A 14,640-nucleotide genomic window follows, 5' to 3' on the forward strand; every position below is an offset into this window, starting at 1 on the left:
AAAATATCGCGTTCATCAATCCCAACTTGTTTCATGGATTCTATTTGTCTATCTTCATTTTGTTTACATAATAATATAACAGAAGAACGGACCAAAGGGTGTCTGTTTTATAGGTTCGTTCCCAAAACAGAAAATTAACGTTTAGGAACTTAAATTTCATAGATTTCACCTAGTTCCAAAACATCTACCTTTGCGAACGAAAAAGAGTAACCGAATGGATGCTCTAACAGAACTATAATTTATGAGAAAGGTAAGACAAGTAAGTTTGTCCGTACTTTACTATATACATGTCTTTTCCGTGTGTGCAAAAGAAAGGGAATTCACCACTATCATAGAACTTGCGCTTCTGTTGTTTGGTCTTGTATTTATTCATCACTTGCTCGCCTTTCATTTTGTCCTTTGCAAAGGATATTTTTAAAATTTATTTTTATGTTCCTCATGTTATAGTAAAAGTACCCTATCAAGTTTATAACGGTTTGTTATTCACTTTTTATTCGCACGGCCACATCATCTTCCTCCAGCAGATGATGTGGCTGTGCTTATTTAATTGCTTCAACAGAAATTACTCCAGTATTTTAAACACTCAACATTTAAAATTTCTTGCATGAATTTCACCTTGTTAAATAACTATATTTTCACTCGTTGTGTTCATTTGTTGGGCAGGAAATTTTCGTTCTCTCCACAAAAAGAAGCACCCAGATGGATGCTTCTCAAGTTCATATAAAATTCAACTAAATTACATATACAAACTAACAATATTTACTATTATTTCTTACGTTTCTTGCGTATATACTCATCTATTGATAAGAAAATTACCAATGCAGCAAAAATACCTTTTATCCAATAAACTACTATATTATGAGGAAAGATAAGGGGCAACACAAAAAATACTATTATAAAAACACTCACGAACACAATAGTATTCAGTTTATTATTCATCCCTGCTCACTCCCTTCTACAGCGCATAAAGGGTTAAGACTTTCGTAATCCACCAAGCCGCTGTTTTATTAACCCCTATATAAATCAATCCGTCTTTCTTTTTCTGTAAGGGTATATATAAATTAAAAATACTATAAATAGAATTATGATTAACACTTTTACACCGATGGGAAAATCACAAAAATATATCCTTATAGATTCTCCAAATTTAGGCTCTATAAAAGTTCTTATAAAATTAGTTATAAGAAAAAACAACCCTAAAGTCCAAAATACTATTTTTCTAGTTTTCTCACTCATCGTATCAACTCGCCACTCTTAATTAATTTTAAATAAGAATTTATTTTTTATCTTTGAAAAATATATAGCTTAATTTAAGCAATATATAATATGCAGCAATAGTTACAATACACATTATTATTAAATTACGACCTAGATCTATCCAAGATGAACCGTGTAAAAATTTTGATAAAGATATTTCTACTATCATTAAAATCACATATATACAATTGTTCCTCATTTAACTCAACACCTTACAAACCTGTTTTTTACTACCATACTTTTCTACAAGAGTTTGGAAAACATATCTACATGTATCCCTATTGCAACATTGTTATTTATTATTCTGCACAGAATCAACCAATTGTTTTGCATCGACAAAAGACATTCCTGTTTCTGTTCTTAAAAAATGTATAGTTTGTATTTCATTATTAGTTTCTAAACTTTTTTTATTTCTTCCTTTAGGCTGTCAAGAGTATGCGAATTGATTAACAGTTTGCTATTTTCTTTTCTTAAAGCTGTTACTTTTTTATTTAGGCTTATTATATAAAGTAAAAAGCATATATTCATTATGAATGATCCATAATGATAAATTTCCATAATTAAAATTCACACTCCTCTTTTACATCCGTAAATCCACTTAACCCGGCCATTAGACCTGCTAGAAGCGATTCCTAATTCAAATCTTACATTTTCAGGGAGAGTGAGTATATGTAAAAAAAATCCCTTTTTTGGTTTAAAAAACCAAATTAAATTCTAGATTCCTTGTAGCACAGCTTTTCTCACTTATTTGTCCCTAGACAAAGGACAATAATAAATTGATGACGTATAGATATCCACATTCCACCATTCACACTCACGTTTAATGTGTAATTTCTATATAACAAAGAAAAAAGCCATCACCGAAGTGACAGATTTCAAGGGGATGGGAGAAAAGAGAGAAAACAAATGTCAAAGTTTCTCCTAGATTAAGACTGAGTACTCTCAACCTTCTCCAAGCCACCGCATCATATAATTTTTTTAGCTCTTATTAGCTACGCGCTTTACGTTCGGTGACTGGGAGAAGACTAAAAATCTTCTCATTTATACTCCGTGGAGTCGGTTATACGAAAATCATTTTTGTTATATTTCGTCCCGTGATAGATGAAATAGGTTCTGTTGCAAAGTTCGATATATATAAGTCCTCTTTAGAAATTCATCATGTTTAAATTAGATTTTATTTTTTACCTATAAAGAACTACAAAAATTAGTATACAATGACAAATGTAAAGAGTTATTTTGTCATTGGGATATAAAAGTCTACCTTTAGGGATGTAAAAAACCTTTACTTAAGAAGGTTTTTTTATCAAATATTAATTTAATATCCTAAATTAATTTTGTATTTCGTATATATTTTTATACTATTCTAGGTTTATACCAGAATAGTTGACAGGCGTGTGTTCGATAAGGTTATTTAAATAATTTTAGCTGCATCAAACGCTTTTGCTATAGTATTGACTTCTTTTGAATGCTTACCATATTTTATCGTAGCGACTTTAATACAAGCATGTCTTAATTCTACAAAGTTGGAAGTCTGGTTTAACTCATCAACATTTACATAATAAAACAAATCAAACATTTTATTTTCACCTATACCCTCAACTGTAATGTCATTGTGCGTTCCGCCTTCTGCAATAAGATACGCTACTTTATTTATAATACTAGAATTAAAATGGACACCACCCTTATCACCCTCATCAGAGCCATCATATTTACTGTAGTCATCTGGATATGGGACGCCTGATGGACCAAGGATAGAAGAAGGATCCTTCATGTTACGAGTGACAGTACCTGATTTCTCACCCAAATCCCAGTTGAAATCCCCATTATTCATATATTTTTCTATTGCAGTCCCTAAAATATCTGAAATTGCTTCATTAATTGCACCTGATTCTCCATAATACTCTAAATTAGATTCATAATTAGTTACTCCATGAGTATATTCATGGCCCCCAATATCATGTCCGTTTACAGCTGAACCAAAATAAAATATCTTATTTTCAATATTTTCTGCATTCATCATTTCTTCCATTGGTGGAGAGTAATCCATTACAAAAGAATGTACTTCTCCCCCTTTATTATCGATACTATTTCTATTATATTTTTCTTTGTAAAAATCATAGGATTTTGTAGCAATATAATGAGCACTAACGGCCTTGGGATTATGGAAAGTAGATGACGAGCTTTCAACAGGCTTTTCTTCAGATTCTTCTGCGGATGTTGTTTCAGGCTCCTCTGTAGAATCATCTATTTTCGTGTAAAAAGTTTTAATCCCTCCTCCACGTGTATAATCTTCAAGTGAATAGGTACCATTACTTGTTTTTGATACACCAAAAGTTCGCAAAATTCCTAAACTATCAATCCCATTTCCGCGCAAGGAAGTAGTTTTATATTCCTGTTTTTTTGCCAGCTGTTTAGTAGTCTTTATATCTGATTCTTGCATCATATCTTGCAATAACTTTCCATTACTTGCATCTACTAAATAGGTGCCGAATACATGTTTACTCGGTGTAGTCATATTAACTGTTACTTTATAGGAATACAATGGTTCCCCACCGTTTTTGTTTATATAAATAATTTGTTTTATCTCATGATCTTTAATAAGTTGAAGCTCTGTCCCATATCTATCATATATATACTTTGTTGCAAGTTCTGTTGAAAAAGGTATTTCTTTTTTCAAGCTACTAGCTTCTTTCAATTGTTGAGCACTTTTTCCTGAAATACTTGTAATAACACCTGTATCATCTACATGTGCTGTTAACTGGTGACCATAAACTTCTTTTCCTTGAAACATTTGTTGCACACGAACCAACGTTTCGTTATCGTAAGAAGGTCGCTGTTGAATTACTTGAAAGTCCACACCTACTTCTCCATTTACTTGATTTGGGGCTAGGACATGTTTTATCTTTTTTTGCAAAGCGTCTTGTACAACCTTATCAGGTTTTGTGTTTGATGGTAAAGTTAGTTGACCTACTGTAAAATATTTTTCTTTCGTTTCTACTTGTAAGTTACTCAAATTTTTAGCGTGTGTGAGATCCGCCGGACCAACGATTCCACATACTCCTAATATTGCAAGGCTAGTTGGAATGAGCTTAGTTATTTTCTTCATAAATTCACCTCAGTTAAAGAATATTTTAAGTATTCAATTTCCTGAATTACCATATGACATCTCTCCCTTTTGAATTTATTTTTCTTATTATAAAATTAAAAAAATATAATAAACCTAAATATTAGTACTATTAAACTCATATAATTACCGAGATTCCAGTCTAAAGTTGAAAACTGACTTGAAATAATACATATGTAATATATTTCTTTGTATATTTTTAAGGTTGCGTAAAACTTTGCAAAAAACCTTATTAGGACTCTCAATATATCATCAGGATCACAAAATGAGTATCTTCAAAATGTCCTTGGCTAGGACAAATTTAATTAATATTCAAAAAACAATAACTATTCTATCATCTCTGGAGTATGATGTAGTATCCCTATATTAGCTAGCGGTCTCTGTTGTAAGTGAATAAATATTTAAATAGATTGAGAAATAGGCTTTACATCCTATATCAAAACTCATAAAAGTCTACCTTTACGAACGAATTACGCTTCTGTTATTTGGTCTTGTATTCTTTCATCGCTTGTCCACCTTTTATTTGTCTGAATAAAAGGAATATTTGCACTCCTTTTCTTTTTTTCCTAATGTTATAGTGAGAGTAACCTAATTTCCGTTGGCAGTTTCAGTCAACATATATTTTTCTAAGCACAGTTGCACATCTTTCTAGCAGATGATCCAGCTGTGCTTATTTAATTACTCCAAAAGAAATTTCTCCATTGTTTTAAGTACTTAACATTTAAATTACATAAACTTCACCTTGTTAAAGATATCTATTTTCGTTTATTTTGTAAAAAAACTTCATACCACACCAAAATAAAGCATCCACAAATGAGTAGGTACTCCACTTGAAGATTCATGCTATATACAAACAAAAGAGAAGTCCACTCCAGACTTCTCTTTTTCGATGTATAAGGAAGCACAGAAATTACTCACAAGTGCATAAAACTTGATACCCTTTACTCAATCTATTGAAATTTTTATCAACTTTGCAACAGTACCTTTTAGTCTCTGTTTAGGACTTTGACAAATTTCTTTTTTCGTAAGTAAATCCATGAGAAAAGTATTAAAACTAATGATATCCCTCCCATGTATATAAACTGCCATAAAATATCTCCATCCTTTGTACTTTCGTTCGCAATTTTTGTTAAACTCAGATCTAGCTCATTTAACTGTGCAGCTATATTTACTAGAAAATGCGCTATAATTGGAATTAATAAATTGTTTGTTCTTATATATATAGCAGCACAGAAAAATCCCAAACCTACTGTGAACACTAATTGGATCATAGTTACATTAAGTTTTTGTCCCGAAGAAAGGTTTGCAAGATGCGTAAGTGAGAATATCAGGCTAGACCAAATAACTGATAACCAAATCGCATTCGTTTTATGGTTCCAAACTTTTATAAATCCATTTAATAAAATACCACGCATGAGTATTTCTTCAAATGTAACTGAAGCTATCGTGGATATTACTGCTAAAAGGTAAGTATGCATATTCACTTTCATTAAATTATTAGGTTCAATACCTTGTGCATTCGATACGACTACAATTAGTATCGGAATAGATAAAAGTAGCCCCAATCCAATTCGATTGGTTATATCACCGAATTTAATTTTAAAAATTGCCGTATTCGATAACAATAAAACTAATAGAAGAGTAGAGCGTGATAATATGTCGGATTCATGACTGTCAAGAAATAAGAATGTAAACAATGTGTCGGATACTGCCATAAGAATTATTATAACTATAAAGAAAGAAATTAGTGCAGCAGTAGGATATTTTTTATAGAACTTTTCCATTAAATGGCCTCCATTTTAAATACAGTTATTCACAATAGAGATGAATCAACTATTGACAGTGAGATGACAACAGTATGCGTATAAGGGAAAGAATGACATGGAGCGCACTTTATTTTTCTAATATAAACCAAAATTTGGTTTTATATACCAACCTATAATGCATATTGAAAATGGAAGAAGAACAGGCGATAATATTTATGCATAAAACCTCTTTTGGACCGTTCCTGCCTATCGATTAGACATAATAAATACGTTTGTTCTTCCTCCACTCAGGGATCCTATTTTTTAAAAATTAATCGCATATTACAATACGTGATATTTTAACATCCACACATAAACAAAAGAACAACTGATACGTTCAGTTGCCCTTTCGTAAAACTCTTTATGTTATTACTATAACTCATTTAATCAAGGGGGTCGTTACCCACAAAGTACCTCACCTAAAAGTAACCCTTTATAAGGCTTCCATAAATTTGATTACTTTTCGTATGTCAGCATGCTTACGTTTAATGTAATAGGGACTGTAATCCAAATCGTAGGATATTTGTTCTAGTGTCATTCCATCTACGTATTTCATCTTCAATATTTGATGATCTAACCCCTTGAACTTTCCAATTATTTGTTTTAAATCGTATAAATCATTCATCTTATGTGCTAATTCATATTCAATCCGTTCTATATGACCTTCTACCTTCGCGCCTTCTGATTCAGCCGTTAAACGTACGTCTTGTAAGTCACCACTTACCTAACGTTTTAATTCTCTTTTACTGCGCTGTAGATTAAACTCAATGTACTCAATTTCTCCTTCTAGCTCTTGATATATATTTAACCAGTTAAACAAATGATGATTCACCTACTTCCTTCCTCATCTTCTCTATGACTCTAATAATCCTCGGTTTTTCAATTGTTGGCGGATCGTACTCTTGTCGTACCCTAATATTTCCGCTATCTGAGCGTATGTCAGGCCTTCCTTTTTCAATTCCATTACGTCTAGACATACCTTATTCCACTTCAGTTTCGTTTTATACTCCCGACTTTTTTCATCTGTAATCAAACTTGAACCTAATTGCTGAATTTCTTGACCAATCTTACACGCTTCTGTACAGTATGGATGTATTTTTCCCATGTGATACTCACAATTATTATGACAATGATTATCCTGTAAATTTAAAATACGAATTCTAGTTTCTCTTGCGTCCATACTTCATTCCTCCTCGGTTCTTTCCGTTTATTTTTATTATACCGAGGTTGTTTGTGAAGGGTAGATTCTTTTAAGGTGCCTATAACCATTCCTAAGCGATTATAACTCTCGAGATACATATGGTATTCAGAAAGAATTTAAACTTCAATTTACTAGGTTTCTGATAGATTTTTTTCATTACAAAAGACAGTTTCAGAATGAAAACCTCTTTTCACACTCAGGTCCATGATGTACCTAACTGTTTAAAATACTCTGAACAATTTTATCAATTAATTCTTCTAATTCAGCTGCCGTTTCTAAATCCGCTGTATTGTCTGCAATCTCCTGTAATTTTGTGGATAATGCTAATAAGAAATCTGTGGATGTATCCATGTTTTTCCCTCCCTGTATAAAATTCTACATTTAATTCATACTATCCATAAGCTGTATTCCCTGCAGCTGTACCTTTTTTCTAACAAGTTATAATGGAGCAGTTAGCTTTTGCTAGCTGCTCTTTTATATTTCATAAACACCGTTTTGTAACCCCAGAAATCGCTCCATTTTTATGCATCGTTTCAATAAAATGCTTTTGATCCGGTCTTAATCTGCCTTTTTCATTTTTCACTTCAATAAAAAACATTTTTCCATCTGATTTACGATAACCAAATAAATCACTAAATCCTTTAGGCAATCCAGTCGATACTGTTCGACCGTCTATCGTTTTAAATGTTCCCACATTCGCCCTAAATACAATGGCATACGGATTTAATGCTAATCGAATAGAATTTGGCACATCTATTTCTTTAATAACAATCAACTCCTAATCACACTTGGGGTTCTGTTGCAAAGTTTTTTAAGTGAAATTAAAATGTAAGAAAAATGATTCGAGGAGCATGATGCAGGAAATATTTTAAAGGAAAACAGTTCAAGAAAGATATTATTTTAGTAGCCGTCGGCTATTATTGCCGTTTTTCTTTAAGTTATCGTGATGTATCTGAAATCCTGAAAGAACGTGGAATTTCTATTCACCCAACAACAATCATGCGTTGGGTGCATGAATATGGCAATTTGATTTATCGAATTTGGAAGAAGAAAAATAAATCAGTACATTTCGTATGGCATTTAGATGAAATCTATATCAAAGTCAAGGGAGAGTCGCGTTATCTTTATCGTGCGATTGATCAAGAAGGATATACCTTGGATATCCAACTTCGTAAAACAAGAGATCATCAAGCCGCCTATATGTTTATGAAAAGGTTAGTGAAAGCTTTTGGAGAACCAACGGCTCTCACAACAGACAAGGCTCCTGCCCTACTTTGTGCGTTCAAAAAACTGAAACATAACGGTTTTTATCTGCATACGAAACATTGTACCGTTAAGCATCTAAATAACCTCATCGAACAAGATCATAGACATATCAAGCGACGTTTTGCCAAATCCGCAGGATTTCAAAGTCTTCGCCATGCTTCACGTACATTGAAAGGAATCGAAACGATTCATGCTATATACAAACAAAAGAGAAGTCACATTCCAGACTTCTCTTTTTCGACGTACAATGAATTACAAAAATTATTCAGAACTGCTTAAACTACAACCGTATTTTGTAAACCGGTTTATGTTTTTTCAAACTTTGCAACAGAACCCCAAACATGATGTACAGATTTGTTTTTCTTTACGCTATCGTCATGTAATCGCATACTATATCCTTATACTACATCACGTTTTTCAAATAAGATACTTGATGCAACAAGCAGTATTGCAAAGTATACCATTACAAGTAATAGTGAGGTTGTGAAATTGAAATCTGTAAATGGCGGTGTACCATCGCCACTAATTAGGTTGTTATTATCATATACCTTTAAATTCAGATGAGAAAATACAACAAATTTTGCTATGCTTTCAGCAAATTTCATTAGCATCATATTAACTATATGACTCATGAAAAGTAATAACAATGTAATAATCAATGGCAGTACAGATTTTCTAAATACATTTGCAAAGAAGAATGCAAGTGTTGCAAAGAAAAATGGTCGTACAAGTTCATATAAAATTGTTTTTAATACAATCGCTAACGTTAACTCTGTTTTACTACCGTCCATTACAATCCCGCCAATAATCATGGTAATTAACGTACTCGCAAGTACAATAAATAACATCGTTAATAACACCGTAATATATTTAGAAAATAAAACTGTAATTCGTTTTCTTGGACGAATTAGTAATTGTTTAATTGTTCCTTGTTGAAATTCCTCTGTAATTGTACGAGAGGCTGTTGTGATTCCAAAAATCATTGCAAACAATATAATTAAATCAATATTAGAAATTACAAAATCTAAATAAGACCCACTCAAACTATCAGCTTCACCCCATTTTGCGATTACTACTGCTCCTAAAATCTCCAATAAAGCAATTACACCGATTAAAATATATATACCTTTTTTTGCATGTAACTTTAAAAATTCATTTTGAATTAATTTAAACATTATGCCTCTATGCCTCCTGTAATCGCCAAGAATTCATCTTCTAATGTTTTATTTTGAACGGTTACACTGTATACAAGTACATCAATAGACACCAGTTTCTTCACAATCTGCGGAATTTCCTCTTTCATTACAGATATAACAATTGTATCTTCTTTTACGTTCCCTTTAATAACTTCATTAGCCTTCTGAACTTGATCCACTTCAAAAGCTACTACAACAGTTTCATCTTTTTTCACTTGTTCCTTTAAATTATAGGCTTGTACGAATTGACCATTCTTAATGATTCCAACTCGGTCGCACATCAGTTCAATCTCACTTAATAAATGACTTGATACAATTACCGCGATATTTTCTTCTTTCGCTAAACGCTGTAAATAATCACGAATTTGGCGAATACCAGCTGGATCTAGTCCATTTGTCGGCTCATCTAAAATTAAAATTTTAGGATGATGTAGAAGTGCTTGTGCAATTCCAAGCCGTTGTTTCATCCCAAGCGAATATGTTTTTACTTTTTTGTGAATGGCGTGCTCTAATTCCACAAGTTTAACCATTTCTGTGATTCTTTCGGTACTAATCGGCGCAAGAGCCATATTCGCAAAATGTTTTAAATTTTGCATTCCTGTCATATAGTCGTATAGTTCAGGATTCTCCACAATCGCCCCAATTTGTTCTAATGCTTTCTCACGTTCGGTACGAATGCTATGACCATATATTGTAATATCCCCTTCTGTCATTGCAATCAAACCTGTCATCATCCGAATCGTTGTCGTTTTTCCGCTCCCATTTGGTCCAAGAAATCCGTATACTTCCCCTTCATGGACTTCAAATGAAAGACCATGAATAATTTCATTATTTTTTATTTTTTTATGCACGTTTTCTAATTTTACTACTACTTTCTTCAATTTCTGATCCTCCTTTAAGATTGCTGTGGTTTGTGACTTGGTTTAGAAGATTTCATGTTCTTGAATGTTTACAAACCCCCACTTAAAAGTAGGTACTTAATGTAAGTGGGGGTTCGCAATTTCTTTTTCTACACTTGAGTTATGACATCTATCTTCCATATGAAATCATACAGTATGTTACCAAATGGTAATTCTGTCTTTTGGAGCCATATACATAGCATCGCCTTTTTTTACACCAAATGTGGAGTAGAAATCATCGGTATTAGCAGCAACTTTATTTGCCCTAATTTTCCCTGGCGCATGAACATCGGTTGTTAAATCTATTTCTTCTACTTCAGGGCGAGTTTTATTTCGCCAATTGGTTGCCCATGATTTATAAAACTCTTCCAAATTTGCATCTGGCAATTGTTTTGTTGCTTCAAGCGCAGCCTGTAGTCCACTAATGTCTGCAATATTTTCTGATAATGTCAGTTGTCCATTGACTTTTTTGCCCCGATACTTTGCTTTGTTGTATTGGTCCACAACGGCCTTTGTTTTTTCTTCGAATTTCTTGTAATCTTCTGTTGTCCACCAATTGACTAAGTTTCCAATCGCATCTTGTTTTGCTCCATTTGCATCAAAGGCGTGAGAGATCTCGTGTGCAACAACTGAACCTATACCGCCATAATTCTGGCTTGCGCTTTGATTTTTATCATAATATGGCGCTTGAAGGATCCCAGCAGAGAACCTAATCGTATTTGTCAGCGGACTATAGAACGCATTAACAGCATGTGGAGCTGTGCTCCACTCATCTCGATCAGTAGGTTGATCGAGTTTTGCAAACGCATCTTTAGTCACGATCGTTCTTATGAATTGAACGTTTTCAAATAACGTCTTATTTTTATCCACCTTAAACAATGAATAGATAGGATCTAGCTTATCTGAATAGCCAACTTGAATTTTCATAGCATCCAGTTTTTTAATCGCTTCTGCCTTAGTTTTTTCAGACAGCCAGTCATTTTTTTGCAACTTATTTCTGTAAACCCCGATCATATTCTTAACCATACTTGTGACATTTTTCTTTGCTTCGGGTCCAAAATATGTCTCAGCATAATATTTTCCAAGAACTTCCCCAAATAATGAATTTACAATACCGTAAACCCTGTCTTCAGTAGATGTCATTTTTTCTTGACCCGACAGTGCTCTATCTAATTGAAAGAATGTTTTTATAAAATCATCGGATAGCATAGAGGCCGAACCTCCTACAAATTTTGCATAAGTCCAACTTTTGATTTTACTCCAATTCTTTTCGTTGATAATCTTATCCCAATTCTCGAAATATTTAAGGTTCGTGACTGAGATATGTTTTGGCTCTTTCCCAACAACATCTACTACGAATTTTTTAAGATCAATATTTTGGCTGTATGCTTTCAGCTCATGTATTGTTTTTGGGTTATAAGAAGCTTCTAAATTACTGGCTTCTTCTGCATTTTGTGTATATTGCGCATACTCTTTTTCGAAATCTACAGCTTCACCTGCAATTCGCTTTGCTTCTTTCTCTGTTTCTCCAACCATTATTAATAGATCCGCTAACGTTTTCTTGTATATCTCTAATAACTTTTTGTTTTTAGGATTGGCAGATGTATAGTAACTCTTATCTGGAAGAGTAAGTCCAGGAGCTCCAATGTATATCATCTTTTTAGTCACATCTTTCATATCAGGCAAAATACCCAAACTCAATGGTAAAGCAAGACCTTTAAAATAAAGATCTTTTTGTCCTTTTTCAAAATCAGCTAAACTGTTTATCGATTTAATTTTTTCAATATCAGCCTTAATTGCTTCATAACCCTGTTTACGAAGCTTTTCTCTGTCAGCAGCCAGTTTGTAGAATTTAATCATATTGCCGATTTCGTCATCTGTGTTACTACGGCCTTTACCTACCATTTTTTCAATATCCTCTGACAGTAGCTTTTGTATATTGGTCGCGAGGACCTCAAAGTTACCTATCGATGTTTTATCCGCCGGTAATTTCGCAGACTTGAGCCATTTAGCATTTACAGCCTCATACAAGTCATCTTGTGGTCTGATTTTTGCACCTGTATTATCTTGCATACAGGCTGAGGTAGAAATTATAACAGCTACACATAAAGTTATGATACTTAGCTTTTTAATTTTTTTCATAATAGTTTAGTGCCTCCAAATCCGTATAGATAAAGTCCAAAACTATCTGTAAAATGACTAGATAGCAAACCTATTTTTAAGAAATTAAATCTTTACGTTCTCATTTGAATTGCAGAGACGATTGGTAGATGCTTAGATAAAGTCTCTCCCATCAATTCATGATAAGAGAATATATTTTGATGATTGTACAATCTGTGATGTAGCTGAATAGGTTTGAAATGAAATTCCTGGTTATAAAGTACCCTTGATTTTGGTTTCTATAACCTAATTTTGAGTGCGGTTCAAATGATGAAGTGGTTAAGAATGGCTATACCATTGGGACGAGTTTCTTCTCCATTCATAACATGCGTTATTATTTGGTCCATTATACCAATAAAAACAACTGCAGCAAAAAAAGAGATAGTTAACAAAATGAAATTTATCGTATATCTATAAAGGTCTACCTTTACGAACGAAAAAAACAGACTATTGAATTAGTCTGTTCTTAGGTAAACAATAAATTTTTAGTTTTTTGTATTAGAACCAATTGTTTATGGGCCATAATACTAGTCCATCTGTTATCCAAAATCGTTTGTACCCATTTAGGATTATCAATAAACGATTTTCGATTCTGTTGATACTTCGTATAAATAATATCATTACATTAACTTTCTTTCGGAAGCACAATTCTTTTATACAATTGAACTGTAATAAAGTAGTAAATCAAGTAAATTACTACGAAAATAACAAGTGGTAACCAAATGCGGAAATACGTATCCATTAAAAGAGGGCTGAACATGTTCATACCAACTAATACGTGAACAATACCCACAATTGCAGGGACTAAGAATACAAAGAATAACTCCTTATAAATCGATTGTGTTAATAATTCCCGGCGCACACCGATTTTACGAAGCATTTGATAACGTGTACGATCTTTGGATGCACCAGATAGAATTTTAAACATTAAGCAACTTGCCATCATTGCTAAGAACGCAATTCCAACGAAGAAGCCCATAAACATGAATCCGCTGGCAAGACTATGATTCATATTATATATTTGATACGTGCTATCCAAGTCTTCAGCTTTCACATTTTTATATTTCACTACCTGTAATTCATCAAGTTTTTTCCATTCTTTCAAGTATGCTCCAAAATCATCTGTTTTCCCAATAAACACAGTACGTTCTTTACCCTTCATACTATCATATATGTTTTGATCTACAATTTTTATTTCATGATCAGGATACATATAAGTTGGCTGGATTATCCGGAAAGCGTCTTTCCATTGTTTTGGTTTCATATCTTCTTTACCCCATTGTCTTGACAATGCAAATGCATCCATGGGAAATTCCTCTGAAACTTTCCTCGTCTTCCTATTTTCCTCATCTATTACTAAATGAGCACAAAAAGACGAGAGAATTCTCGTCTTTTTGTGTACTATGATTTGGGTAAAACAGAAACTCGAAGATAACAGGAAAAACAGCTTTACCCTTACTATGTATTATCATTTGGTTTTCCATACCAAGAATTGAATGCTTTTTTAATGTAGCATGACGGACATAAAATGCCACTATTAAATATGTCCTTTCAAAAGACATATTTAATAGTGACATTAGCTATTTGAAAGATTGGTTTATCATTTCCTCAAAATTGGCGTTTACTTGTTAAAAATTTTCCCAATAAAAAAGCTGACTTTCTAAGCGCCTTTGATTTTTTGTTTCAATGGTATTAAAATCTTTTGATTGGGTTTCATTTTTGGATAGTATAT

Annotated in this window: 8 protein-coding genes and 3 pseudogenes; 1 reads left to right on the forward strand and 10 read right to left on the reverse strand. The window is 32.9% G+C overall.

The annotated features are described in order from the left end of the window. Positions 1–2,668 precede the first annotated feature (2,668 nt). The 6 genes and pseudogenes from CDB3_RS21405 to CDB3_RS21425 form a co-directional block, all read right to left on the reverse strand. A complete protein-coding gene (locus tag CDB3_RS21405) occupies positions 2,669–4,363 on the reverse strand; it encodes a M4 family metallopeptidase (RefSeq protein WP_128855877.1) in 1,695 nt (564 codons plus the stop codon). A 1,004-nt stretch (positions 4,364–5,367) separates the two neighbouring features. After that, a complete protein-coding gene (locus CDB3_RS21410) occupies positions 5,368–6,165 on the reverse strand; it encodes a CPBP family intramembrane glutamic endopeptidase (RefSeq protein WP_128855878.1) in 798 nt (265 codons plus the stop codon). Between the two features lie 454 nt (positions 6,166–6,619). Further along, positions 6,620–7,006 (reverse strand): annotated as a pseudogene (locus tag CDB3_RS21415) (DUF1492 domain-containing protein). 33 nt (positions 7,007–7,039) lie between these two features. Beyond that, positions 7,040–7,366, reverse strand: a complete 327-nt coding sequence (locus CDB3_RS21420) for a helix-turn-helix transcriptional regulator (RefSeq protein WP_128855879.1) — start codon at positions 7,364–7,366, stop codon at positions 7,040–7,042. A 234-nt stretch (positions 7,367–7,600) separates the two neighbouring features. Next, positions 7,601–7,738 (reverse strand): hypothetical protein, encoded by a 138-nt coding sequence (locus tag CDB3_RS31780; RefSeq protein WP_179139734.1) that lies wholly within the window; start codon positions 7,736–7,738, stop codon positions 7,601–7,603. A gap of 130 nt (positions 7,739–7,868) precedes the next feature. Beyond that, positions 7,869–8,162, reverse strand: a complete 294-nt coding sequence (locus CDB3_RS21425) for a VRR-NUC domain-containing protein (protein ID WP_256869914.1) — start codon at positions 8,160–8,162, stop codon at positions 7,869–7,871. A gap of 89 nt (positions 8,163–8,251) precedes the next feature. Between CDB3_RS21425 and CDB3_RS21430 the strand changes: the two are divergent. Next, positions 8,252–8,932 (forward strand): annotated as a pseudogene (locus CDB3_RS21430) (IS6 family transposase); the annotation flags it as partial. 119 nt (positions 8,933–9,051) lie between these two features. Here CDB3_RS21430 and CDB3_RS21435 read toward each other — a convergent pair. The 4 genes and pseudogenes from CDB3_RS21435 to CDB3_RS21450 all read right to left on the reverse strand — a co-directional run. Next, positions 9,052–9,828 carry a DUF2705 family protein gene (locus CDB3_RS21435; RefSeq protein WP_128855881.1) on the reverse strand — a complete coding sequence of 259 codons (777 nt, stop codon included), beginning with the start codon at positions 9,826–9,828 and terminating at the stop codon, positions 9,052–9,054. Beyond that, positions 9,828–10,730: an ABC transporter ATP-binding protein gene (locus tag CDB3_RS21440; protein WP_128855882.1), complete on the reverse strand. Its 903-nt coding sequence runs from the start codon at positions 10,728–10,730 to the stop codon at positions 9,828–9,830. The genes CDB3_RS21435 and CDB3_RS21440 overlap by 1 nt, the downstream gene beginning before the upstream one ends. Before the next feature lie 177 nt (positions 10,731–10,907). Then, positions 10,908–12,890: a M13 family metallopeptidase gene (locus CDB3_RS21445; RefSeq protein ID WP_128855883.1), complete on the reverse strand. Its 1,983-nt coding sequence runs from the start codon at positions 12,888–12,890 to the stop codon at positions 10,908–10,910. A gap of 643 nt (positions 12,891–13,533) precedes the next feature. Further along, positions 13,534–14,268 (reverse strand): annotated as a pseudogene (locus CDB3_RS21450) (ABC transporter permease); the annotation flags it as partial. Between the last annotated feature and the right edge of the window lie 372 nt (positions 14,269–14,640).

Source organism: Bacillus sp. CDB3 (genome assembly GCF_002081505.1).
GTDB lineage: Bacteria > Bacillota > Bacilli > Bacillales > Bacillaceae_G > Bacillus_A > Bacillus_A cereus_AT.